General features: G+C 70.3%; 21 protein-coding genes, 1 other RNA gene and 1 pseudogene. 9 read left to right on the top strand and 14 right to left on the bottom strand.

Annotation, left to right across the window (positions count from 1 at the left end):
* Nucleotides 1-65: 65 nt before the first annotated feature.
* Both PH203_RS01685 and PH203_RS01680 read right to left on the bottom strand, forming a co-directional pair.
* Nucleotides 66-3,140: a DEAD/DEAH box helicase gene (locus tag PH203_RS01685; RefSeq protein ID WP_289915214.1), complete on the bottom strand. Its 3,075-nt coding sequence runs from the start codon at nucleotides 3,138-3,140 to the stop codon at nucleotides 66-68.
* Nucleotides 3,141-3,300: 160 nt separating this feature from the next.
* Nucleotides 3,301-4,590: a serine/threonine-protein kinase gene (locus PH203_RS01680; protein ID WP_289915211.1), complete on the bottom strand. Its 1,290-nt coding sequence runs from the start codon at nucleotides 4,588-4,590 to the stop codon at nucleotides 3,301-3,303.
* 231 nt (nucleotides 4,591-4,821) lie between these two features.
* Between PH203_RS01680 and PH203_RS01675 the strand changes: the two genes are divergently transcribed.
* Nucleotides 4,822-6,414 (top strand): CBS domain-containing protein, encoded by a 1,593-nt coding sequence (locus PH203_RS01675; protein WP_289915208.1) that lies wholly within the window; start codon nucleotides 4,822-4,824, stop codon nucleotides 6,412-6,414.
* Here the strand turns inward: PH203_RS01675 and PH203_RS01670 are convergent.
* Nucleotides 6,394-6,744: a hypothetical protein gene (locus PH203_RS01670; protein ID WP_289915206.1), complete on the bottom strand. Its 351-nt coding sequence runs from the start codon at nucleotides 6,742-6,744 to the stop codon at nucleotides 6,394-6,396. The two genes, PH203_RS01675 and PH203_RS01670, sit on opposite strands and share 21 nt — an antisense overlap.
* A 181-nt stretch (nucleotides 6,745-6,925) precedes the next feature.
* On the opposite strand from PH203_RS01670, the gene PH203_RS01665 reads away from it, so the two are divergent.
* Both PH203_RS01665 and PH203_RS01660 read left to right on the top strand, forming a co-directional pair.
* Nucleotides 6,926-7,801, top strand: coding sequence for a hypothetical protein (locus PH203_RS01665; RefSeq protein WP_289915205.1), 876 nt, complete (start codon nucleotides 6,926-6,928; stop codon nucleotides 7,799-7,801).
* An 18-nt stretch (nucleotides 7,802-7,819) separates the two neighbouring features.
* Nucleotides 7,820-8,704 carry a hypothetical protein gene (locus PH203_RS01660; RefSeq protein WP_289915203.1) on the top strand — a complete coding sequence of 295 codons (885 nt, stop codon included), beginning with the start codon at nucleotides 7,820-7,822 and terminating at the stop codon, nucleotides 8,702-8,704.
* 67 nt (nucleotides 8,705-8,771) lie between these two features.
* Here the strand turns inward: PH203_RS01660 and rnpB are convergent.
* The 5 genes and pseudogenes from rnpB to PH203_RS01635 all read right to left on the bottom strand — a co-directional run bounded on the left by rnpB (nucleotide 8,772) and on the right by PH203_RS01635 (nucleotide 11,966).
* Nucleotides 8,772-9,177, bottom strand: an RNA gene (gene rnpB, locus PH203_RS01655) — RNase P RNA component class A.
* Between the two features lie 115 nt (nucleotides 9,178-9,292).
* A pseudogene (locus PH203_RS49600) lies at nucleotides 9,293-10,087 on the bottom strand (DMT family transporter); the annotation flags it as partial.
* Between the two features lie 21 nt (nucleotides 10,088-10,108).
* A complete protein-coding gene (locus PH203_RS01645) occupies nucleotides 10,109-10,936 on the bottom strand; it encodes an AraC family transcriptional regulator (protein WP_289915199.1) in 828 nt (275 codons plus the stop codon).
* A gap of 39 nt (nucleotides 10,937-10,975) precedes the next feature.
* Nucleotides 10,976-11,497, bottom strand: coding sequence for a TetR/AcrR family transcriptional regulator (locus PH203_RS01640; RefSeq protein ID WP_289915197.1), 522 nt, complete (start codon nucleotides 11,495-11,497; stop codon nucleotides 10,976-10,978).
* The gene (locus PH203_RS01635; RefSeq protein WP_289915195.1) at nucleotides 11,490-11,966 is read right to left on the bottom strand and encodes a DUF4260 family protein; all 477 of its coding nucleotides are present in this window, start codon (nucleotides 11,964-11,966) and stop codon (nucleotides 11,490-11,492) included. Before PH203_RS01635 ends, PH203_RS01640 begins: the two co-directional genes overlap by 8 nt.
* 227 nt (nucleotides 11,967-12,193) lie before the next feature.
* Here PH203_RS01635 and PH203_RS01630 point away from each other — a divergent pair, with 227 nt between their 5' ends.
* Nucleotides 12,194-12,952 carry a MerR family transcriptional regulator gene (locus PH203_RS01630; RefSeq protein ID WP_289915193.1) on the top strand — a complete coding sequence of 253 codons (759 nt, stop codon included), beginning with the start codon at nucleotides 12,194-12,196 and terminating at the stop codon, nucleotides 12,950-12,952.
* Nucleotides 12,949-13,572 (top strand): hypothetical protein, encoded by a 624-nt coding sequence (locus PH203_RS01625; RefSeq protein ID WP_289915192.1) that lies wholly within the window; start codon nucleotides 12,949-12,951, stop codon nucleotides 13,570-13,572. Before PH203_RS01630 ends, PH203_RS01625 begins: the two co-directional genes overlap by 4 nt.
* Here the strand turns inward: PH203_RS01625 and PH203_RS01620 are convergent.
* Nucleotides 13,514-14,953 carry an RNB domain-containing ribonuclease gene (locus tag PH203_RS01620; RefSeq protein WP_289915189.1) on the bottom strand — a complete coding sequence of 480 codons (1,440 nt, stop codon included), beginning with the start codon at nucleotides 14,951-14,953 and terminating at the stop codon, nucleotides 13,514-13,516. The two genes, PH203_RS01625 and PH203_RS01620, sit on opposite strands and share 59 nt — an antisense overlap.
* A gap of 76 nt (nucleotides 14,954-15,029) precedes the next feature.
* Between PH203_RS01620 and yaaA the strand changes: the two genes are divergently transcribed.
* Both yaaA and PH203_RS01610 read left to right on the top strand, forming a co-directional pair.
* Nucleotides 15,030-15,812: a peroxide stress protein YaaA gene (gene yaaA, locus PH203_RS01615; RefSeq protein ID WP_289915187.1), complete on the top strand. Its 783-nt coding sequence runs from the start codon at nucleotides 15,030-15,032 to the stop codon at nucleotides 15,810-15,812.
* 87 nt (nucleotides 15,813-15,899) lie between these two features.
* On the top strand, nucleotides 15,900-16,532 hold the full coding sequence (locus tag PH203_RS01610) for a bifunctional 4-hydroxy-2-oxoglutarate aldolase/2-dehydro-3-deoxy-phosphogluconate aldolase (RefSeq protein ID WP_289915185.1): 633 nt from the start codon (nucleotides 15,900-15,902) through the stop codon (nucleotides 16,530-16,532).
* Here the strand turns inward: PH203_RS01610 and PH203_RS01605 are convergent.
* The 3 genes from PH203_RS01605 to PH203_RS01595 all read right to left on the bottom strand — a co-directional run bounded on the left by PH203_RS01605 (nucleotide 16,504) and on the right by PH203_RS01595 (nucleotide 19,541).
* Complete coding sequence (locus tag PH203_RS01605) at nucleotides 16,504-17,850, bottom strand: bifunctional RNase H/acid phosphatase (protein WP_289915183.1); 1,347 nt, start codon at nucleotides 17,848-17,850, stop codon at nucleotides 16,504-16,506. The two genes, PH203_RS01610 and PH203_RS01605, sit on opposite strands and share 29 nt — an antisense overlap.
* A 96-nt stretch (nucleotides 17,851-17,946) precedes the next feature.
* The gene (locus tag PH203_RS01600) at nucleotides 17,947-18,690 is read right to left on the bottom strand and encodes a C4-type zinc ribbon domain-containing protein (RefSeq protein WP_354671232.1); all 744 of its coding nucleotides are present in this window, start codon (nucleotides 18,688-18,690) and stop codon (nucleotides 17,947-17,949) included.
* Complete coding sequence (locus PH203_RS01595; protein WP_289916598.1) at nucleotides 18,687-19,541, bottom strand: Nif3-like dinuclear metal center hexameric protein; 855 nt, start codon at nucleotides 19,539-19,541, stop codon at nucleotides 18,687-18,689. The genes PH203_RS01600 and PH203_RS01595 overlap by 4 nt, the downstream gene beginning before the upstream one ends.
* A 202-nt stretch (nucleotides 19,542-19,743) precedes the next feature.
* Here PH203_RS01595 and PH203_RS01590 point away from each other — a divergent pair, with 202 nt between their 5' ends.
* Nucleotides 19,744-21,000, top strand: coding sequence for a hypothetical protein (locus PH203_RS01590; protein WP_289915180.1), 1,257 nt, complete (start codon nucleotides 19,744-19,746; stop codon nucleotides 20,998-21,000).
* Between the two features lie 96 nt (nucleotides 21,001-21,096).
* Complete coding sequence (locus PH203_RS01585; protein WP_289915178.1) at nucleotides 21,097-21,252, top strand: hypothetical protein; 156 nt, start codon at nucleotides 21,097-21,099, stop codon at nucleotides 21,250-21,252.
* 65 nt (nucleotides 21,253-21,317) lie between these two features.
* On the opposite strand, the gene PH203_RS01580 is transcribed toward PH203_RS01585, so the two are convergent.
* The gene (locus PH203_RS01580; protein WP_289915176.1) at nucleotides 21,318-22,256 is read right to left on the bottom strand and encodes a 3-oxoacyl-ACP reductase; all 939 of its coding nucleotides are present in this window, start codon (nucleotides 22,254-22,256) and stop codon (nucleotides 21,318-21,320) included.
* A 42-nt stretch (nucleotides 22,257-22,298) separates the two neighbouring features.
* Nucleotides 22,299-23,375 (bottom strand): Zn-dependent alcohol dehydrogenase, encoded by a 1,077-nt coding sequence (locus tag PH203_RS01575; protein WP_289915173.1) that lies wholly within the window; start codon nucleotides 23,373-23,375, stop codon nucleotides 22,299-22,301.
* Between the last annotated feature and the right edge of the window lie 34 nt (nucleotides 23,376-23,409).

Below are 23,409 nucleotides of genomic sequence, written 5' to 3'. Positions count from 1 at the left end.
CCGCTCCTGCCAGGTCGCTTCAGAAATACAAGTCGCTTCAGAAATAGGGGAGGTGACCACGGGAGTCATGAGCTCGGCTCCAGAACCGCCAGGACCCGCACCATCGGGGCGCCGGTCGTGCGCAGTCTGGCCGCCGCCTCTTCCAGGTTCTCGGCGGCCTTCTCGCGGGCGGTGCGTCCGCCGGTGAAGCCGGGCAGCGGCTGCTCCAGCCAGTGGCCGACCTTCTTCTCGTAGGCGCGCAGCGGACGGTTGACGTGCTCCTCCACCTCGGTCCTGCGGCGGCCCATCTCGCGGCGCGTGGCGAGCACGGCCTCCGGTACGAGTTGCTGGAGTGCCGCCGGGTCGCCTTGCGCGAAGTGGTCCGGCATGTTCGGGCCCAGGCCGAGGTCGGCGAGGAGGCCGCGGGTCAGTTCCCGTACCCGGGGCTCCTCCCCGGGCCTGCCGAGACAGTCGACGGCCAGCCAGGCCACCACGGTCGGGCGACCGTCCTTGTTGGACCACACGCCCTGGGTGAGGAAGACCGGCTCCGGGACGCGGGCGCCGTCCACCTGGATCACGGGCGCCTGCTGGCGACCGAGCTGGACCAGGACCTTGTCGGTGATCCACTCGAGGACGGGGTGCAGCTCACCGACGTAGTGCGCGTCCGGCCACAGAGATGAGGAGTCGGCGTCCTCCCGGGCCCGGCGCAGGGAGTCGGCCGCGTCCTCCCGGCTGAAAGTGAGCTTCATGCGGTTGGTGATGCCGTGGTCGCGGAGGTAGCCGGCGGGCAGGACGTCGAGGCGGTCGGCGAGGTCCTCCGGGGTGTCGAAGCTGAGGTCGGTACCGCTGACGGTGGTGTCCAGCCGGAACGCCTCCAGGTCCGCCAGCTCCTCCAGGCCCGCGAGGACGTAGTCGCGGCGGTCCGTGAACAGGCGCAGTTCCTCGACGACGTGGAGGGGGGCGTGAGCGTCGGGGTCGGCCACCGGGGTCCCGCCGGCCTGCGCCGCGGGGGTTTCCGGCACCTCGTCGAACTCGAACCCGGGGTCCGCCTCGAAGTCGTCGTCGAAGTCGAAGCCGCCGCTGAACTCCGAGTCCTCGTACGGGTCGCCGTCCGCGCCGAACTCGGCGTTCAGCTGCTGGGCGAGGGCGAGCCCGCCGCCGTCCGGGGCGTCCAGGGTGTCGAGTGACACGGACTGGAGGTCGTCGACGGCCTGGTCGGGGGCTTCCCCCTTGAAGAGCGCCTCCATCACGCGCTTCTCCTCCAGCGCCCCGTCGTTCTCCTTCGTCGCCGCCTCCACGGCACCGAGGATCGCGTGCACCTTCTCCTCACGGGCGAGGACCTTCTCGGCGATGTCGGTGTCGTCCAGTGCGCCCTCGACGGCCGAGCGGAGGATCAGCGCGCGGAACTCCGGCGGTTCGGTCTGCCCGTACCGGTCGATGCGGCCGTTGCGCTGCTCGACCCTGATCAGGCTCCAGGGCAGGTCCCAGTGGATGAGGTGGTGGCACTGGCGGTGCAGGTTGACGCCCTCGGAGGCGCCGTCGCCCGTCAGCAGCAGCCGTACGTCGCTGCCCGCGCGGGCGAACTCGTCGACGTACTCCTGCTGGACCTTGTCGGAGATGCCGGCGCCGCTGTACATCACCTTGACGGCGGCCTTGGCGTCGTCCTCGTCCTTCCAGCCGAGCAGCGGCGGGAGGACCGCGCCGAGCCAGTCGAGGGTCTCGCGGCGCTCGGAGAAGACGACGGCGCGGAAGGGGCTGCCCGCCTTCACGCCGATCCGGCCCAGCTCCTCGACCAGGCCCGCCAGCTTGGACGTGACGGTGAGTCCGTCGTCCCCGGCGGCGGCGCGCTCGATCGCGCGGGCCAGCTCCATGAGCCGCAGGAGGGAGGCGCCCTCGGGGGTGGTCGTCCGGACGGACGGCGGCTCGTCGGTGATCTTGTGCCGCGGGGGAAGCTCGTGGCCGGTCTTCGCGAGCCGCTGGCGGACGGTGGCGAACATCGCGCGGTGCGAGGACAGGAAGGACTTGAGCAGGACGTACGGGAAGAGGTGGTCCTCGGCCTCCGCCCGCCGACCGGCCTGCTGCTCGGGCCGCGCCAGCCAGTGTTCGGCCAGTTCCTGGAAGACCTGCTCCTCCAGGTCGCCCGCCCGACAGGACACGGGGTGCGAGCAGCCGCGCGGCGCCCAGTGGTCCTTGAGCTGGGCCGCCACCTCGGTGCTGACCTTGGTGCGGCGCAGCATCAGGTGTTCCAGCTCCGCCGCCTTCGGGTTGTTCGGGTCCTTGACCGCCATGGGGTCCAGGAGGCGGATCAGGCCGGTGAAGGCGGGCATGTTGCCGTTGTGCGGGGTCGCGCTGGCCAGAATCAGCGCGTCGGTGCGTTCGGCCAGCAGGTCGGCGAGGGCGCGGCGGTCGCTGCCCTGGTTGATGAGGTTGTGGGACTCGTCGATGACCACGGCGTCCCAGTGGAGGTTCTCCAGCCACGGGCGGTAGCGCTTGGGGTTCTTGAGCGTGTCCATGGAGATGATCACGCGCTTGTAGTACGTGAACGGATTGCGGCCGGCCGGGATCTTCCGCTCGATACGGGCGATACCGGAGCTGTCCAGCCGAACCAGCGGCAGGGAGAAACGCGTCCACATCTCGTGCTGGAACTGTTCGAGGACCGGCGCGGGGGTCACCACGAGGATGCGCTCACCCCGGCCACGCCGGATCAGCTCGCCGAGCAGTACGCCGATCTCCAGGGTCTTGCCGAGACCTACGACATCACCGATGAGGAGGCGGGGGCGGAGCGGGTTCGCCAGGGCCTTCGCGGCGGGCCTCAGTTGGTAGTCCATGCGGTCGAGGAGGAAGCCGTCGGTCAGCGCCAGGCGCCGTTCCCGCTGGGGCAGCGGGGTCTTGCGCAGGACCGCCTCCACGAAGAGGCGGCTGCGGCGGAAGTGGGGGGAGCCGTCGGGGACGAGTCGGGTGTTCTCGGGGCGCAGGACGCGGGGCTGGTCCATCGTGGGGGCGAGGAAGCGGGCGCGCTGGCCGCGGACCAGGTCGGAGGCGCCGACGGCTTCGATCAGGTATTCGCCGGGGCGCAGTTCCTTGCTGTTGCGGACCATCCATTCCTCGTCCCGCACCTCGATGACGGTACCGGGGGGCGGGGGGCCGTCGGGGGTGGGCATGGAGGGTCCTTTCGGGTTGCGCGAGGTGGTGTTGAGAGTAGCGCCGTAGGGGTTGAGCGATGTGGGTGTCTGCGCGTGTGATGCGGCTGGTCGCGCCCACTCGGCGGAGCCGCAGATGTCACAGCCCCGCGCCCCTGAGGGGGTTGTAGTGGCCCCTTGTTTACAAGGTCCCTCGGTGTGCATAGCGCTTGCGCAGCTCTGCTGCGATCTTCTGTGCGGCTCGCGGGGGTGCCTGCGGGACAGGGGGCTGCGGTTCCTGCGGGGGACGTGGGGGCGGGAGGGGGTAGCTCGTGGGGGTCGGCTGGGGGTCCACCGGCGCCGGTGCGGGGGCCGGTGGCTCGGGTGCGGGCTCGATCTCGTCCACCGCGAGCTCGATCTCGTCCGTGTCGACGATGCCGTAGAACCCTGGGTCCATGTCCGGCAGGTCGGCGTCCATCGCCTGTCGGACCAGCTCCTGGACCTCCGGGGCAACAGGGTCGGCGAGGGCGTCGGAGGGAGGTTGCGGAGTCAGGGCCGCGGACTCGACGAGGGCGCTCAGTTGCTCCGCCGCGAGTTCCGGTGTCAGGTCCGCGTCGGCGAGCAGGGTGAGCAGGCTCTCCCGCACCGCGTCGAGATCCGGGCGCTGCAGCGGGTTGGCGACGAGGATCTGGGCGAGCAGCGGCAGGTAGGCGGTGTCCACGCCGTCCCACTTCGGTGGCAACATCAGCGGCATGACGGGATACGGCGGCCTGCCCGTCAGGGCGAAGAACAGGGTGGCGCCGAGCGCGTAGACGTCGGCGGGCTCCTTCACGTGCTTGGTGTCTCTCAGCTGTTCGACGGGCATGTAGGGGCGCGTGCCCATACGGTCGCCGGTCTGGGTGAGTGCCGCGCTGGACTGTCTCTCGGACAGGACAGCGAGCCCGAAGTCCAGTACCACCGGCCCGTCGGGGCCGAGGACGACGTTGCTGGGCTTGAGGTCGCGATGCAGCAGCTTCGTACCGTGGATCGCCTGCAGCGCCTCCACGAGGGCGAGACCCAGCGCCGCGTAGGGGCCGACGCCGAAGGTGCCGGACTCCTTGATCATCGTATGCAGGGAGGGTCCCGCGATGTAGTCCATCGCGAACCACGGCCGCTCGGCGGCCGGATCCTCCTCGAACGCGATCAGCGCCGGCACCCGGCCGCTGACCACGGCCCGCACGGCGTCGATCTCCCTGCCGAACCGTTCCCGGTACTGTGGCTCGCCGTCCAGCAGCTTCGGCTGGATCATCTTGACCACGACGAGCCGGGGCTCCTCGGCCGCGTCACCGTCGGGCTCCACGAGGTTGTAGGCCGCCGCCAGCTCGTCCGAGAGACCGTCCAGAGGAATCCTGCGCGCCAGATAGGCGACGCCCATGCCTCCCTCGCCGAGGCGGGCCAGCAGTTCGAACGGCCCCACCACACGCGGGTCGGCATCGGTGTCCAACGGCTTCATCGGCGCTCTCGTACCCCCGTGCTCTCGTCCCGGCCCGCACATCGGCCACACCTGTCTCGATCAGTTTACGGGCTGCGCCCGGACGTGCACCGACGGTTCGAACGAGCACGCCAAACAGGTCAAGTGGCCTTTTTCCGCGGGTAGTTGACCACGCTTGCTATAAGGTCGCTCACACATGATCACGCATCGTGTGCGCACGGTGCTCGGGGAGTACTCACGGGGAGGCACGGCATGCGGGCCTGGGTGGTGCGGGCGGGCGAACAAGGGGAGCGGGAGCGGGCCGCCCTGGAGGAAGGCCTTCTCCTCACCGGGTGGGACAGGCTCAGCATGGGCGACCTCGCCGGCACCGCCACCCGTGACAGCATCAGGGCCGCCCTGGCCACGGCCTATCCCGACGAAGGTCCGTACACGATCGGCAACTGGACCGGCCAGCTCTACCGCTTCGCCCACGAGATGCAGCGCGGCGATCTGGTGGTCCTCCCCCTGAAATCATGGCTCGTGGCCATCGGCCGGGTGACCGGCGACTACGAGTACCGGGCGGACGCCCCCGACGGGCATCGTCACGTCCGCCGCGTGGACTGGCTGGTCACCGACGTCGACCGGCAGACCATCCAGTCCGACCTCCTCGACAGCATGGGCTCCCTGCTCACCGTCTTCGAACTCAGCCGGTTCGGAGCGGCGAACCGCGTGGCCGCCCTCGCCGAAGGCAAGCCCGACCCGGGGCGTCCGGACGCCGACGAGTTCGCCGCCACCCTCACCGAGCCCGCCAAGCTGTACGAAGAGGTGCGCAGCCGGGGCGCAGACCAGCCGCTCACCCTGTCCATCCGGGACTTCCTCGCCGTCTGGGGTGCCCAGCGGCGCTACCCGGCGGTCACCGAACAGATCAAGAACGACCTGGCGGCACGAGGCCTGGTCACCGTGCCGCCGTTCACCGAGGGCACGCTGGACAGCCAGATCGCAGTGCTGGCGGGAGGCGCCGAGCCGGACGAATCCGGCGCGAGCGCGGTGACCAGACTCTCCGGCAGTCACCTTCCGTCGCTCGCCGTCCACTTCGCCGCGCAAGCCGCCGGCCTCCTGCCGGACGAGGAGTCCGAGACCGACACCATCGCGTACCGGGTGAGCAACCTCGACTCGGCGAACCGCATGCCCGAGTCCGTCCGCGTCGGCGACAGCCTCGGAACCGCCATGACGATCATGGTGCTGCGCGGCTACAGCCAGCTCCCCGTCCTCGACCCGGACGGAAGGCTGCGCGGAGTCGTCAGCTGGGAGTCGATCGGGCGTGCACGCATGGCCGATCCCGCCGCCGACCTCCAGGCGGCCACCGTACGAGGACAGGAAGCGGACCGCTCCGACGATCTGCTCGCCTGGATCGGGACCATCGAACGGTCCGGGTATGTCCTCGTCCGCGACCACGACCACAAGGTCTGCGGCCTGATCACTGCCTCTGACCTGACAGTGCAGTTCGGCACCCGCGTACGGCCCTTCGTTCTGGTGGAGGAGATCGAGCAACGCATGCGCCGCGTGGTCGACCGGTGCATCCCGCTCGACCGCATCAGGGCCGTCGTCCCCAAGGGGCGCGCTTCACGGGTGAACTCCGCCGCCAACCTGACCTTCGGGGCGTACGGACATCTGCTCAAGGCCCCCGAGAACTGGGCTGCGCTGGGGTGGACCATCGACCAGGAGTACTTCCTGGCAGCACTGGAGGAATGCCGGAACTTCCGCAACAGCCTGATGCACTTCAGCCCCGACCCCATCACCGACGAACAGTTGCTTCCTGCACAGGGGTTGCTGGAACTGCTGCGTTCAGTGGACCCGCACACGTGAGAGGTCATCGAGCAGGGGGGTGAGCAACGCCTCCTCGTGCGTCGGGAGGCGTTGTTCCACGTACAGATCGCGGAGCATGTGCGTGTTCGTCCACCGGTCCGCGGAAATGCCGTCCGGCGCGAGGCCGAGGTGGTCGACGTACGCTCCGGCGTCGAAACGCCGGCTCCTCGCCGCCGGTGCCGCGGCAAGGAGCTGATCGACCACGACGAACCCGGCATCGTCGATGTCGGCTCTGACGGAGATCTCGTCGGTGGCTACGGCGAGTCCCGACCATGTGCCGTCTTCCGGAACTCCGCATTTCCCGGAAACTCCAATTCCGATCGCGCACACACCGACACCCCGTCGCAAGAGAACGGTCACGCCCGACAACTTCACCCCCAAGGAAAGACATTTTCGATCATCCCATGAAGCAGTCCCGCTTACAATATGGCGCACCCAATTGACTCCCCAATAAACTCCGAGCGATCCGCATCACCACCGCTCGTCGGCGATCAACAGGGAGCCCCAGGAGATGAGCGAGAATCTTATCGGAATCGCCAACGACGCGATGCCGTACGTGATGACAGCGCTCGGCGCGTACGGAGCGGCAGTACTGACACAAGTACAGGAAGAAGCCGCTGTGGGCACCGTCAGCCTGGGACGGCGACTGGCCCAGAAGATCTTTGGTACGCGCCAGGAGGGAGAAGAAGTTCCCGAGGAATTGACAGACGCGATCGAGGATCCGCAGGACCCCGACAACCGAGGGGCACTGCGCAAAGCCATACGGAAGGCGCTTGCCAACGATGCCGCCCTTGCGGCAGAGGTGAGCAAGCTGGTCGCACAAATCCGCGCGCTCGAGAAAATGGCAGAACCGGGCCAGCATGTCACGTGGCACGGAGATCATTCGGTCAATGTGGTGGGAGGGCCCGGGGGCACCCTCAACACGACGGTCAACGAGGCCCCCAAAGCCGAAGACCCCTTCAAAAGAGGCCAGGAACACCTGAAGCACAAGCACTACACCACGGCTGCCACCTCGCTCGAAGACGCCACCCGAAACGCGGAGAACTCCGCAGAGTCCCACTTCCTCCTCGCGATAGCCACGCTGGGCGACAAGCGGATACGGCTCCAAAAGCGCTCCGTGATCGAGCGCGCCGAACGAGAACTGGCCCAGGCCCTCGCACAGCGCTCACAGCACGAAGGTGCCCTCCTCCTGTCAGCGATCATCAAGGAGGACTACTACGAGGCAAATAGCAAAACCAACTATCCTCCGCCCCCACCGGACCAACTGCTCGACAAAGCCCGCGAAACGCTGACGGAAGACAGCGAACACATCTCCGCCATCCTGAGTCACATCGTGGCGACGGAAAGTTCCGTGTGGCGCTATCTCAAACTGTTGCGCCAGAACTGAACGGAGGAACACGGAACTATGCCCTACATTTTCGGACGACCACAAGACGTGGTGCGCCAATACTTCATCGCACCGCCGGACGACCGCGACAGGTCACTCGGAACCGGCCTGGTACTCGGCGGTGTGGTGCTGCTTGCTCTGGGATGGATCATCCCGGCCTCGATCCTCTCGGACGAAGATGGGATGGATTTCTCGAAGGTCGCCTTCGCCTTCACCTTCTTCGCTGTGGGCATGATCTTCGGTGGACGGCTCATCGCCTCCGGGGTCGCACACGTGCACCGCTACAACAGGCAGACCACCGCCAAGGGGGGCGCACCCACTGACACCGAGATGGACGCGTGGCTCGAGGAGGACCTGAAATCTCTGCGGAAGCAGGCGGAGAAAGAACTCAACATTCCTGAGGAATCACTGATCCGCGACCCCGAACTCATCATCGGCCCGGCACTGCCGACCGACTACGGACTGGGAAGGGACAAGCAGCCGAGATTCGCCAGCTACGAGGCGGCCGTTCTCTACCTCACCGAAAGTCATCTCAGTGTCTACTACTGCGTGATCAACTTCGTGGCCGGGACCCTGGAGCTGGAGACGACCTACCAGTACATGATGTCCGACATCACTTCCGTGGCCACGGTCAACGACCGCAACGTGAACCATGCCGCCAACTCCTCGACCGGACAGGCCATCCGCATGGACGGCCCCATCGCCGTGAGGTACCTCAGCCCAGCCGACGTAAGCGTCCGCCAGGACTTCCGTATCACCATGTCGAGCGGTGAGACGTTCTCCGTCACGGTCGGGTGCCATGCCAACGGCGCGAGCATCATGAACAAGCAATCCCGCGGCCAGGCCCATGGAATCGTCAACGCACTGCGCGCGATGCTGCGCGAGGTCAAGACCGCAGACTAGCCCGCTGGCGCCCTAACACGCGAAAGAGCCCCGACCTGGCCATAAGACCAGGTCAGAGCGCCAAGAGCAGACGAGCCGAGCTGTACGCCGGGTTCTGTGCCGAGGGTCCTCGCGGACCTCTCGGCGACGGCCATCCATCTAGGACCGACGTTGCCGCCGGCCTCGTGCGGTCCACCCGGAGACTCGGGCGGGCAGCCCTCGAACGTCCCCGCAGAGTGCTTTTTACGGCACTCCTTTTGACCTTGCTCCAGGTGGGGTTTACCTAGCTGCCCAGGTCACCCTGAGCACTGGTGGTCTCTTACACCACCGTTTCACCCTTACCGAGGACCGAAGTCCCCGGCGGTCTGTTTTCTGTGGCACTGTCCCGCGGGTCACCCCGGGTGGCCGTTAGCCACCACCCTGCCCTGTGGAGCCCGGACGTTCCTCGGGAAGCCCCCCGTCAAGGGACTCCACGCGGCCGTCCGCCCGGCTCGTCTGCCGTGTCGACCATGTTACCGGCCCTCCACTGTTCGCAGGACCGGCCGCCGTCGCCAGCACCGAGCCCGCCAGGATCAGCGTGAACGCCGCCCCGATGCCCAGCGTCAGCTCCTCCCCCAGGAACAGCGCGCCCGCCGCGACCGCCACCGCCGGGTTGACGTAGGTGAAGACCGTCGCGCGGGTCGGTCCCACCTCCTTGATCAGCTCCAGGAAGGCCACGAAGGCCAGCGCCGTGCAGATCACGCCCAGGCCCACCAGCGCCACCAGCACGGATGTCGACGGCGTCTCGGACGGCCAGGTCACGGCGGCCGGCAGCGCGTACACCAGGGCCGCCAGCGCCAGGCACGGCGCCGTCAGCTGGAGGGTCGGGACGTCCCTCAGCCAGCGGGCCGCGATCAGGGGTGCCGTCGCATAGCCCAGTACCGTCAGCAGCACCTCGCCCAGCGAGCGCGCGTCCCCGCCCGTCAGGTGCGGCACCGTCAGGACCCCCACCCCTCCCAGGCCCAGCGCCAGGCCCGTCACCCGCCGCACCCCCAGCCTCTCCGTCTCCCCGAACGTCTCCCCGAAGAGGCGGGCCAGCAGCACACCCACGATCGGCACCCCGGCGATCAGCAGCCCCGCCGTCGAGCTGGACAGATGCCGTTCGGCGTCCGTCAACGTGAACCACGGGCCGATGATCTCGATGCACGCGAAGGCCAGCATCGGCGCCCAGTGCCTGCGGACCGTCCGGAGCAGGCCGCCCTGGCGTATCGCGAAGGGGAGCAGGAGCAGCGCCCCCAGCGCACACCGCGTGAACACCACGAACGACGGCGACAGCGGAGCCTCCACCGCCACCTTGATCATCAGATAGGGGATGCCCCACACCACTCCCATCAGGGAGAACAGGAACCAGCCGCGTGCAGTCATGCCGCCATGCTCGTCGCGCCGTCAGCGGCCGTCTTGAACGCTGTTGCGGTACGCCGCCGGCGTCACCCCCAGCACCCGCCGGAACCAGCGGGTGAGGTGCGCCTGGTCGGCGAAGCCCACCGCTGCGGCCGTCTCCGCCGGGCGCAGGCCCGATTCCAGCAGGGTCCGGGCTCGGTGGACTCGGTATTGGGCCAGCCAGGCGTACGGGGGCAGGCCCATCGTCGTGCGGAAGGCCCGGAGGAGTTGGTAGCGGGAGAGGCCTACGTCCTCGGCCAGCGTCGCCAGGGACGGAGGGGCCGTCAGTTCGTCCGCCAGGCGGTCACGTACTAGCAGCGCGATGCCGTCGCCGCCCGGCACCGCATCGTCCGTCGCCCGTGCCGTCGAGTGGCGGCAGGCCAGTGCCGTCAGCAGCCATGGCAGTCGGGACTCCGCCTCCAGCGGGTCGGGGCAGGCGCTGAGTTCCGTGTGGGTCAGGCGGAGGGCCGTGGCGAGCTCCGGGTCGTCTATCAGGGGCTCACGGAAGTGCGGGAAGTCGAGTGTGCCGTCGGCCAGCAGGGACGTCTCCGCGTACAGGGCCCGGTACGCGTAACCGCCCGTCGCGTTTCCCGGGCCTCCCGTGTGCACCTCCCCCGGTGCCAGGACGACGATGCTGCCCGGGCCGGTGCGGATGTGCCCGCCCCTGTAGTCGATGATCTCCGAGCCGCCCACGCAGACGCCGACCGTGAACTCGTCGTGGGCGTGGGGCGCGTAGACGTGCTTGTCGAAGCGGGCCGTGAGGAGGTCCAGGCGGGGGCCGCAGCGGCCCAGCCTCGCCCGGGTCCACAGAGCCTGCTCACCCGCTCCACCCATCCGACGTCCGCCCCCGTTCCCGTTGACGGTTCCGTTCCGTCAGGGGTGGAACGCCTTCAGGCCCCTCTTCCATGCCGCCCCCAGGTCGGCGTCGTCCGGAAACCGGCCGTGGATCTCCAGGATCACCATCCCGTGCGCGAAGGCCCACACCGAGCGGGCCAGGTCGATGTCGCCGCCGCACGCCCGTACCAGGGGCATCGCGGCCCGGTCCTCCAGGCCGGCGGGCAGGTCGGCGCGAGGCAGGGGGCGTTCGGTGGCGAGGCAGTAGAGGTGGGGGTGGTCGAGAGCGTACGCGCGGTACGCCTCCGCCAGGGCCGGGAGTGAGCCGGGCTCGCGTTCCTCCGCCGCTTCCATGGTCTGCGCCGACTCCTCGAACAGCTGCGCAATCAGCTCCACCTCCACGGCGTGCTTGTCGGGGAAGTGCTTGTAGAGGGAGGGCGCCTTGATGCCGAGGCGCTCGGCGAGGGCCCGCAGGGTGAGCGCGGCGGGCCCGGACTCCTCCAGGAGGACCCGGGCGGCCGTCGCGATCTCGCGGGCGCGGGGGGTGAGCCGGTCAGCCACGCTGGAAGCCCTCCTTCGTGCGCAGTCCGTAGCCGAAGGCACGGTCGTACGAGATGTGGGCGAGCCAGCCGCATCCGCCCGCGAAGAGGGCGGGCCAGTCGAGGAAGGGCTGGAACGAGTAGGCCACCAGCAGTGCCAGCGGGATCAGGGCGCGGTGTGCCGCGTTGTAGTACGGCACCGCGCGCGGCGGCAGCTGGCCCTTCGCCATCCGGGGCGCGTCACCGAGGGCCACCAGGAAGGTCAGGTCCGGCAGGACGAAGAAGGCGAGCGCCAGGGTGCCGGCGAGCCAGCCGTGGTTGACGGCCTCCAGGACGGCGAAGGCGGACCAGAACAGGGCGTTCGCGAGCCAGGCGGTACGGCGGACGGGGGAGAGGGCCGAGCCGTGGGTGGTGGGACCGTCGGTGTTGGCGTCGGCGTCGGCGTCGGCGTCGGCGTCGGCGTCGGCGTCAGGGACGGTGACGGTGCTCATGACTGCCTCCGGTCGCGGGCTCGTCGAAGACTGGCTGTCGGGCCCATCGCATGTTGTTGGGTGTTCGGTCGTTCGCCGTGATCCAGCGGGCGGAGTTCACGGGCTAACAGCGTTAGCCTTCTCCGTGCTCATGACGGTACGGCTAACAGCGTTAGCCGTCAAGGGAGTTACGCGTCCCCACCGCCGCCCCTTGACCCTGCCGCGACGTCAACGTCTCTACTGATCCCATGCGGATCGGAGAACTCGCCGCCGCCGTCGGCGTCACCACGCGGACCGTGCGGCACTACCACCACCAGGGGCTGCTGCCGGAGCCGGAGCGGCTGGCCAACGGGTATCGGGACTACACGCTGCGGCACGCCGTCGTGCTGGCGCGCATCCGGCGGCTGACCGAGTTGGGGCTGGGGCTGGCCGAGGTGCGGGATGTGCTGGCCGATGACACGGCGAAGGAGCTCGTGGAGATCCTTCAGGAGCTCGATGAGGATCTCGCCCGGCAGGAGGCCGCCATCAGGGAGCGGCGGGTGCGGCTGCGGGCGTTGCTCGATGCCGACGAGTTGCCCGGCGAAGGGCCCGTCTCGCCCGAACTCGCCTCCCTCTTCAGCGAGATGGCGCCCTTGTCCCACTCCCCCATGGCCGTCAAGGACCGTGAGGTGCTCGCCCTCATCGAGGCCGCCGCCGGGCCCGAGGAGCGGGAGCGGATGCTGGCGGCCGTCAGCTCCCTGCTGGGATCGCCCGACGCCGTCGCCCGGGCCAACGAGGCGTACGCGCTGCTCGACGAGCTCGTCGACGCCTCCCCCGACGACCCGCGGATCGAACGGGCCGCCCGGCGGCTCGCCGACAGCACGCCCCGCGAGCTGCTGCCCGAGGCCGCCCCCCTCGATCACGGCAGCAGTTTCCTTCGCGCCTTCTACGCCGACTTCGCCCCGGCCCAGGCGGAGGCCATCCGCCGTGCGCTGCGCATCCTCACGGAGGAGACGGAGGAGACATGAGGACGACCGCCACCCTCGCCGCCGCCCTCGTACGGCATGAACTGCGGCTGTTCGTCAGCCTGTTGCTGTGGCTGGGGCGGCGGACGCATCAGGTCCGGCACGGGCGGGCCTTCGGGTACGCCCGTGGGGAAGGGCCGTTGATGTTCGGGCTCGCGTTCGTGTGCGTGATCGAGTCCGTCACGATGTCCGTGCTGCTTCGGGATCTACCGGTGGTGCACCGGGTCGTGCTCGTGCTGGACGTGTACACCGTCGTCCTCGTCGTCGGGATGCATGCCGCCAACGTCGTACGGCCGCACGTGCTGGACGAGGACTCGCTGCGGATCCGTCGGGCCGCGCATGTCGATCTGCGGATACCGATCGAGCACATCGCGTGCGTACGGCGGGAGTTGCGGGTCACCCATCAGCGTGCCGACGGTGAACTCGGCCTCGCCATGGGCACGCGGACCACCGTCACCCTCGAACTGGACCGGCCGGTCGTCCACTTCACCTTGCTCGGGCGCCCGAAGGTCGTCCACCTGGTCCGTTTCCACGCCGACGAGCCCGGCGAGCTCGTGCACGCCATCACGCGGGCGCGAAGCGCACTTTCCCGGACGGACCAAGTCCCGGATCCGCCTGGGTGAGGCGGACCCGCAGCCGCTCCCCCAGCGGCAGCCGCTCCGGGCCGCCCTCGATCCGGCCGATGACCGCCGGGGACACCAACTGCACGACCCCGACCGTCGGTTGACGCTCCTCCACGTCCACCACGCACCCGTCGAAGACCTCGCCCACCCGATCCTTGAGCAGGGCCGCCTCGACGATGTCCACACAGGCCCGTTCCACCGCGCCCGCGCGTCGGCCGCCCTCGGCCATTTCGCGGGGCAGGGCCTCGAAGGCGGCCAGGACCCAGTCGGGCACGGGGTCCCCCGCCACCGCCGCCAGACAGATCTCCGACGCGTACCGGTCGGCCAGGCGGCGGAGCGGGGCGGTGCAGTGGGCGTACGGGGCGGCCACCGCGGAGTGCGTGGTGATGTCCGGCAGCGCCCCGTCCCGGAAGACCGTGTAGCCCGCGCCCCGGAGCAGCGTCGTGCACTCCTGGAGGAACGCCGCGTGCTGCGGGATCCCCGGATCCAGCGAGCGCACCAACGCCGCGTACGACACATGGTGCGGCCAGTCGATGTGCAGCGCGTGGGCGGTACGGCGGAGGCGGCCGACAGCGCCGTCGGGGGCGGCGGGGAGGGTGCGCAGGACCCCGGTGCCGTGGGCGAGCATCAGGTCGGCCGCCGCCATGCCCGTCAACAGGGAGATCTGGGCGTTCCAGCCGTCGGCGGGGAGCGGGGCGCGGTACGTCAGTTCGTATGTGCCGTCCTGCTCGACGATCTCCTGCTCGGGGACGTTGAGCGAGATGCCGCCCCGCTCCACCTCCAGTTCCTCCCGCAGTCGGCCGATCACCTCCAGCAGGGCCAGCGGTTCCTCGGCGGTCTTCTCGTCGATCTGCTTCTGTACGCCGGCGTAGTCGAGCTTGGCCCGGCTGCGGACCAGGGCTCGGCGGACGTCCACGTCGAGCGTCCGGCCCTCCGCGTCGAGGTCGATCGTCCACAGGGCGGCGGGGCGGGTCCGGTCGGGGAGGAGGCTGGCGGCGCCCTCGCTGAGGGCGGCCGGGTGCAGGGGAACCTTCTCGTCCGGGAAGTAGAGGGTCATCACGCGGCCGTGGGTCTCCGCGTCGAGGGCCGATCCGGGTACGACGAAGGCGGCGACGTCGGCGATGGCGTACCGGACGCGGTAGCCGGTGCCGTGGCGGGAAAGGTGCATCGCCTGGTCGAGGTCGGTGGAGGTGGGCGGATCGATCGTGAACAGGGGGATGTCGGTGGCGTCGTACGACGGCAGGGCGGGAGGCCGCTCGGCCTCGGCAGCGGCCTGAGGCGGGTACGTCTCCGGGACGTCCAGTTCGGTGCGCAGGGCGGTGAGGGCGGCCCGGAGGGGGGCTTCGGGGGCGCCGGTCACGCGGATGTGGCGGCGGGGCATACAGCGAGCGTAGGGCCGGGAAGTCCAAGGAGCACGCCGTACCCTGTCGCAGAGCTCTAGAGAAGGAGATACGCCCGTGCTTGTCCTGCTGCCGCCGTCCGAAGGCAAGGCCTCCTCCGGTCGTGGCGCCCCGCTGAAGCTGGAGTCGCTGTCGCTGCCGGGGCTGACGGCCGCGCGTGAGGCCGTACTCGACGAGCTGGTCGAGCTGTGCGCCGGCGACGAGGAGAAGGCGCGCGAGGTGCTCGGGCTGAGTGAAGGGCTGCGGGGCGAGGTCGCGAAGAACGTCGAGCTGCGGACGGCGGGGGCGCGGCCGGCCGGGGAGGTCTACACGGGGGTGTTGTACGACGCTCTGGAGCTCGCCACGTTGGACGCCGCCGCCAAGAGGCGGGCCGCCCGGCAGCTTCTCGTCTTCTCCGGGTTGTGGGGGGCCGTCGGGGTCGCCGACAAGATCCCCTCGTACCGGTGCTCCATGGGTGTGAAGCTGCCCGGCCTCGGAGCGCTCGGCGCGCATTGGCGTACGCCGATGGCGGCGGCGCTGCCCGAGGCCGCGGGGAACGGGCTGGTGCTGGACCTGCGGTCCTCGGCGTACGCGGCAGCCTGGAAGCCGAAGGGTGAGGTGGCCGGTCGGACGGCGAGCGTGCGGGTGCTGCACGCGCCGACGCGGAAGGTGGTCAGCCACTTCAACAAGGCGACGAAGGGGCGGATCGTACGGTCGCTGCTGTCGGCCGGGGTGGCGCCGAAGGGCCCTGCCGAGCTGGTGGAGGCGCTCAGGGACCTCGGGTACGTGGTGGAGGTGGAGCCTCCGAAGGGGGCCGGGAAGGCGTGGTCGCTGGATGTGCTGGTGGACGAGATCCACTGAGCCCGCACCTCAGCCCACACCCCAGCATGCATTGCAGCATTCGCAACGGGCGTTGCAGCCAACGCTCCTCATCGGCACGATGACGTCATGAACGTGCTGGATCTCGCCCCCGTCGTGCCCGTCGTCGTCATCGAGGACGCCGCCGATGCCGTACCGCTCGCGCGGGCGCTGGTGGACGGCGGGCTGCCGGCGATCGAGGTGACGTTGCGGACGCCGGTGGCGCTGGAGGCGATACGGGCGATCGCGGACGGGGTGCCGGAGGCGGTGGTCGGGGCGGGGACGGTGATCACGCCGGAGCAGGTGACGGAGTCCGTGTGTGCCGGGGCCCGTTTTCTCGTGAGCCCGGGCTGGACGGACGTACTGCTGGAGGCGATGCGGGCGTCCGGGGTGCCGTTCCTGCCGGGGGTGTCCACGGCGTCGGAGGTCGTGGCGCTGCTGGAGCGCGGGGTGCGGGAGATGAAGTTCTTCCCGGCTCAGGCGGCGGGCGGGACGGCGTATCTGAAGTCGCTGGCGGGGCCGTTGCCGCAGGCGCGGTTCTGTCCGACGGGGGGTATCGGGCTCGCGAACGCTCCGGAGTACCTGTCCTTGCCCAACGTCGGTTGCGTGGGCGGGACCTGGATGCTGCCGGCGGACGCGGTGGCGGCCCGGGACTGGGGGCGGGTCGAGGAACTGGCCCGGGCCGCGTCCGCGCTCAGGCCCGCAGGTGGGACGTGTCGTTGAAGAGCCGTACGCTCGCGTTGCCGTCCGCGTAGTACGCCACGGCGGACAGGGACGCGGCCGACAGTTCCATCTTGAACAGGGACTCCGGCGGGGCGCCGAGCGCGAGCCGTACGAACGTCTTGATCGGCGTGACGTGAGTGACGAGCAGGACCGTGCGCCCCGCGTAGGCGGCGATCAGCTTGTCCCTCGTGGCGGCGATACGGGTCGCGGTCGCCGTGAAGCTCTCGCCACCGCCGGTGGGTTCGGCGTCGGGGTCGGACAGCCACCTGTTCAGGTCCTGCGGGTACCGCTCCCGCACCTCGGCGAACGTGAGCCCCTCCCACGCCCCGAAGTCGGTCTCCCGAAGCCCGTCCTCGACGGTCACCTCAAGCCCGAGCCGCTCGGCGACGGCGCCGGCGGTCTCCCGGGTACGGGCGAGCGGGGACGCGAGAATCTCCTGGATCGTGCCCCGCCGGGCAAGCGCGGCCGCCACCCGCTCGGCCTGCTCCCGCCCCACGTCGGACAGCGAGGGATCCGTCCCCCCACTCCCCGAGAACCGCTTCTGAGGCGTCAGCGGAGTCTCCCCGTGCCGCAGCAGCACAAAGGTCGCGGGCGCACCCATGTCGGCAGGTGCCCAACCCGGAGTCGCAACAGCCTTCGCAGCTCGCACATCAGCCTCGGCCTTGGCGGCTCCGCCCCCCGATCCCGGGGAAAAGGAGGCCGAGGACGCGGAGGTGGAGGTGGAGGCGGCGGAAGTGGACGCAACAGCGCCAGCGGAGGACCCCGCCGCAGAGGCGACGGAAGCCGAAGCCAAGGCCGCCCGCGCCCGCGCCACCCCCGCGACCGCGTCCCCCGGCGGGCCGGACGGCTCAGGCGTCGCGGCCTTCACGTCCAGCTCCGCCGTGGAAGCCGAGGCCGACCACTGCTCGCCCCGCTTGCCCGCGTCCATCGCCTCGTTGGCCAGGCGATCCGCGTGCTTGTTCCTCTCCCGCGGAATCCACTCGTAGGTGACGCGGTCCGCCGGGAACACCCGGCCCGCCTCCATGGCCAGCGGCTTCATGTCCGGGTGCTTGATCTTCCAGCGGCCGGACATCTGCTCGACGACGAGCTTGGAGTCCATGCGGACGTGGATGGACGCGGTGGGGTCGAGTTCGTGCGCCGCGCGCAGGCCGGCGACCAGCCCCCGGTACTCGGCGACGTTGTTCGTCGCGACGCCGATGTACTCGGCCCGTTCCGCCAGCGTCTCGCCGGTGGCCGCGTCGATGACCACGGAGCCGTAGCCCGCGGGTCCGGGGTTGCCCCGGGACCCGCCGTCGGCCTCGACGATGAACTCCCGCACGTGCAGCGCCCCTTACCTGGCCCCAGCCTCAGACCCTTGTCCGACAGCCTCAGACCCTTGCCCGACAGTCTCAGACCCTTGTCCGACCCGGATTCCCTACAGACCCGACTCCGCCGTACGCACCAGGATGCGGCGGCAGTTCTCGCACCGCACCACCGTGTCCGGCGCCGCCGCGCGGATCTCGTTGATGTCGGTGATGGCGAGTTCCTGGCGGCAGCCCTGGCAGGTGCGCTGGTACAGCTTCGCCGCGCCGATGCCGCCCTGCTGCTCGCGGAGCTTGTCGTAGAGCTTGAGGAGGTCCGCGGGGATGGTGCCCGCGATGACCTCGCGCTCCTTGGTGACCGTGGCGACCTCGCCGTCGATGCCCTCGAAGGCGGCCTCACGGCGGGCGGTGGCGTCGTCAATCTTGCCCTGGACCGCACCGACCCGCTCGGTCAGCTCGGCGACCCGCTCCTGGGCGGACTCACGGCGCTCCATGACCTCCAGGACGATGTCCTCCAGGTCGCCCTGGCGCTTGGCGAGGGAGGTGATCTCGCGCTGGAGGTTCTCCAGGTCCTTGGGGGACGTGACCGCGCCGGAGTCCAGGCGCTGCTGGTCGCGGGCGGCGCGCTGGCGGACCTGGTCGACGTCCTGCTCGGCCTTGGTCTGCTCGCGGGCGGTGTCGCTCTCCTCGGTCTGCGCGGCCACGAGCAGGTCGCGCAGCTGGACGTGGTCCTTGGTCAGCGCCTCGATCTCGGCGTGCTCGGGCAGCGACTTCCGCTTGTGGGCGAGCTGCTGGAGGCGTACGTCGAGGGCCTGGACGTCGAGAAGACGGATCTGGTCGGCGGGCGCGGCGTTCAGTTGGGGGCTCCCAGTGAGTCAGAGGTGCTGGACGCCGCGTGGGCGGTCCAGGGGTCGGTGACCGTCTTGGACACGTGGACGCGCAGGCCCCATCCGTGACGGTCGGAGATCTCGTCGAGCTGGGTGGCGGCCAGCTCGCACCAGGGCCACTCGGTGGCCCAGTGCGCCGCGTCGAGCAGCGCGAGAGGACTGTGGGCCACGGCCTCGGAGGCCGGGTGGTGGCGGAGGTCCGCGGTCAGGAAGGCGTCGACGCCCGCGGCTCGTACGACGTCGAAGAGGCTGTCGCCGGAGCCGCCGCTGACGGCGATCGTGCGGATGACCGATTCGGGGTCGCCTGCCACGCGGATGCCCTGCGCGGTGGCGGGGAGGCGTTCGGCGGCCTTACGGGCGAGTTCACGGAGCGGCAGGGGGTGGTCCAGCTCGCAGATGCGGCCGAGGCCCCGGCGGCCTGACGGGTCCGTCGCGTCCGGCACCAGCGGCCGTACGACCCGCAGGTCCAGCGCGCCCGCCAGCGCGTCGCTCACGCCCGGGTCCGCCGTGTCCGCGTTGGTGTGGGCCACGTGCAGCGCGATGTCGTTCTTGATGAGGGTGTGGACGACGCGGCCCTTGAAGTGGGTCGCCGCGACCGTCGTCGTGCCGCGCAGATAGAGGGGGTGGTGGGTGACCAGCAGGTCGGCGCCCAGCTTCACCGCCTCGTCGACGATCTCCTGGACCGGGTCGACGGCGAACAGGACCCGCGTGACCTCCTGGTCGGGGTCGCCCACGACGGTGCCGACCGCGTCCCAGGACTCGGCACGCTCGGCGGGCCACAGGTTCTCCAGCGCGGCGATCACTTCGGACAGACGGGGCACAGACACAGGGGACACGGGAAAAGGCTACCTGGCTGTTCTGTGCCGTTGTACCGGTGCGGGCGCCGCTCGCCCCGTACAGCACAATCGCCCCGGTTTCCTCAGGCGAATCGTTCCTGGGCCACCCCTTTGTGTGAAGTGGTAGGCGGCCGGTCCCCCGTCTGTGCGTGCGAAAACTAGCTTCGTGGCCGGAGGTGACCGAACGATGACGGCCTGTGCGATCGAGCCCACGGCGGCGGACGAGGACGGTACGCCGCAGGCTGGCTGCACGATCACCGCGGACGGCGCTTACGCCGCCCGCCTCACGCGTGACGGCGACTCCTGGTTCCCGGAGCGCTGGACACTGGACGGCCCCGAGCCGTATGCGGTGCCGTTGCCCGGCAACCAGCCGGAGGAGCCCGGCACCGAGGTGCACCCGATGGGCGACGGACGGGTCCTGATCCGGCGGTTCGCCGACGGGCGGCACAACTTCTCGCTGCTCTACCCGACCGGACCCGGCACCGGTGAGCTGCTGCTCGGGGCGGTCGAATGCCCCGAGGAGGGCACCCGGCTGCGGCTGCTGCCGCCCGCGCCGGGGGGCGAGAAGGCGTACGCCATCGCCGTGGGCCGGCATTCGACGGCGGTGTGGCTGGTGGCGGGGGGCGCCTTCGGGCCCGAGCATCTCGCGGAGATCCCGGGTCGCTGCTCGGGCGGGGTGTGGCTGGACCGGACGGGGCGGATGCTGGCGCTCGACCGGGAGGTCGGGGGGTGCGTCAAGACGATCGTGGTGGATCTGGAGCGGGGTGGCGAGGTCTCGCCGCTGCTGCAGATCGCCGTGGGCAGTGACGACCGGCTGCTGCTCGCCGACCCGGACAGCGGGCTGCTGCTGATCCGCTCGGACGCGCCCGGTGAGGAGCGGCTCGGGTGGGGCGTACTGGGGAGCACGCTGCCGGTGCGGTTCCCGGAGAGCCTCAGGATGCCGGAGTGCGTGGTGACGCCGTTCGCCATACAGCCCGGGCAGGTGCTGATGCCGGAAAGCTGCGCGGTGGCGTTGCGGATCGACGGGCCGGTCGGCAGCTGGGTCGGGCTGTGGCGGCCCGACGAGCGGCAGGTGCACCATCTCGCGGCGCCCATGGGGTGGCTGACGGGGGCCGGGCTGTGGACGCGGGACGGGGTGCTGCGGCTGCCGTACACCACGGACGAGGTGCCGTGCGCGCTGGCCGAGTTGACCGTGCCGGCGGGGGAACCGGGGGGCGGGGGAAGGGCGGGGGACGCGGGCCCGGAGGATCCGGTCCGGGACGGAACGGCCGACGAGCCGGCGCCGGGGAGGCCGTCGAGCTCGGACGGGCCGTCGGAACCGGATCCTCCGGAGCCTGTCGTGGCGCGGCCCGTGCCGCTGGGCAAGGCCCCGTTGGAGGCACTCGGCAAAGCGCCCGTCAAGGACCTCGGGAAAACGCCGTTGGGTGGTCTTGTAACGAACTAGTGCCGGTTGGCGTGGCCGTCTGGATCCGCCCCGTGGTGCGCCGGTTAAACTCGCCCGGCTGTTAGAAAGATCATGTTGACGGGGTGAGTTTTTCCGATGAGCGACGCAAGCACGATCCAGCCGCCGCGCACCGATGTCCAGGAGTCCGCCGGCCACGGCAGGCACCGGGGTCAGGTCTCGGCACAGGACGGTGAGTCGGCCCCTCGCGGCCGCCACCGCAAGCCGGTGGAGGAAGCCGAGAAGGCTGCCTGACGGTACGGCGAAGGGGTCCGCGTGTCGGCTGACACGCGGACCCCTTCCGTATGCCCGTGGGTCTCCTACTCCCGCTTGAGCCCCAGTACTTCCGCCGCTCCGAACGTCTCCCCCACCGGCTGCGCCGCGTAGTGCGGGGTGAGCAGGGCGTCGAGTTCGTCGTAGGTGAAGGTCTCCTGCTTACTGTCGAACTTGGCCTGTACCCGCGGCCGTTCGACGACGGCAACCATCCCTCCGTGTACGACGAGAAGCTGGCCGTTGACGCGCGCGGCAGCCGGGGAGGCCAAGTAGCCGACGAGCGGGGCGACATGCTCGGGGGCGAGTGGGTCGAGGCCGGCGTCGGGGAGCTGGAGGCCCGCGAAGACGTCCTCGGTCATCCGGGTGCGGGCGCGGGGGCAGATGGCGTTCGCGGTGACGCCGTACTTGGCGAGGGCGAGGGCCGTGGAGGTGGTCAGGCCGACGATTCCGCCTTTCGCCGCCGCGTAGTTGGGCTGTCCGGCCGAGCCCGCGAGGAACGCCTCCGAGGAGGTGTTCACGATCCGCCCGTACACCGGCCCTCCCGCCGCCTTGGAGCGCTCCCGCCAGTGCGCGGCGGCGAAGCGGGTGGTGTTGAAGTGCCCCTTGAGGTGGACCCGGATCACCGAGTCCCACTCCTGCTCGGTCATGGAGAAGACCATGCGGTCGCGCAGGATGCCCGCGTTGTTGACGAGGATGTCGAGCTTGCCGAACTCCGACACCGCCAACTGGATGAGCTGCTGCGCCTGTTGGAAGTCGGACACGTCCCCGGTGTGGGCGAGCGCCTTGCCGCCCGTGGCGCGGATCTCGGCGGCGACCTCCTCGGCGGGGCCCGCGGAGGCCTCACCGGAACCGTCCCGGCCGGGCTGACCGTAGTCGTTGACGACGACGGCCGCGCCGAGCCGGGCGAGTTCGAGCGCCTCGGCCCGGCCGAGTCCGCGTCCGGCGCCGGTGACGATCGCGGAGAGTCCCTCAAGTGGCAGTGACATACGTGGAGTTCCCCTCTTTCCCCCAGAGTTCCCCCGGACCTCTCACAGCTCGATGCAGGTCCGGAGCGAAGTGCCGGTCCGCATCTGGTCCAGGGCCTCGTTGATGTCGGCCAGCGGGACGCGGTGGGTGATGAGCCCCTCCAGGTCGACGCGGCCGGCCCGCCACAGGGCGATGGTCCGCTCGTAGGAGGTCAGGACGTCGCCGCCGCCGTACATGGACGGCAGGATCCGCTTCTCGTCGAAGAACAGCTCGAACATGTTGAGCTGGAGGTTGTCGTCCATGGCCCCCGCGCCGACCACGACGAGAGTGCCGCCGCGCCGGGTGTTCTCGTACGCCGTGCGGGCGGTGGCCGACTTGCCGACGACCTCGAAGACGTAGTCGAAGCCCTCGCCCGCGGTGATCTGCTGCTTGGCGTCGGCGAGCTCGTCGGGTGAAACGGCCCTGGTGGCACCGAACTTGAGGGCGGACTCGCGGCGGGTCCGCACCGGGTCGACGGCCACGATCTCGGCGGCGCCCTTGAGCCGGGCGCCCTGGATCGCGGAGATGCCGACGCCGCCGCAGCCGATGACGGCGACGGACGAACCGGCCGCGACATCGGCGGTGTTGAGGGCGGCGCCGAGTCCGGTGGTGACCCCGCAGCCGATCAGCGCGGCGATGTCGAAGGGCACGTCGTCGGGGATCGGCACCGCGCAGCCGGCGTCGACGACGACCTCCTCGGCGAAGGTGCCGGTGCCGGCCATGCCGAAGACATCGCCGGAGGGACGCTTGAAGTTGGGGGTGCCGGCGTTCATGAACCCGGCCAGACACAGTTCGGTCTGGCCGCGCTTGCAGGCGGGACAGGCACCGCAGGCGGGCAGCCAGCAGACGACAACCCGGTCACCGGCCTTCAAGTGGCCGACGCCTTCGCCGACTTCGAGGATCTCGCCCGCGCCCTCGTGACCGGGCACGAAGGGCGCCGGCTGCGGCAGTACGCCGCTCATCCCGGACAGGTCCGAGTGGCACAGCCCCGCGGCCCGCACCCTGATCCTGACCTTTCCGGGCCCGAACCCCACCGCCTCGACGTCGTCGAGGACCTCCAGCTTGTCCTGGCCGATCTCGTGCAGTACGGCTGCGCGCATGGTGCGGCTCCCCTCAGACAGCCTCAACGGCGAG

It is taken from the genome of Streptomyces sp. S.PB5, from assembly GCF_030403745.1.
GTDB lineage: Bacteria > Actinomycetota > Actinomycetes > Streptomycetales > Streptomycetaceae > Streptomyces.
The sequence above is the reverse complement of the archived record's forward strand: the minus strand, read 5'-3'. Positions and strand labels throughout refer to the sequence as shown.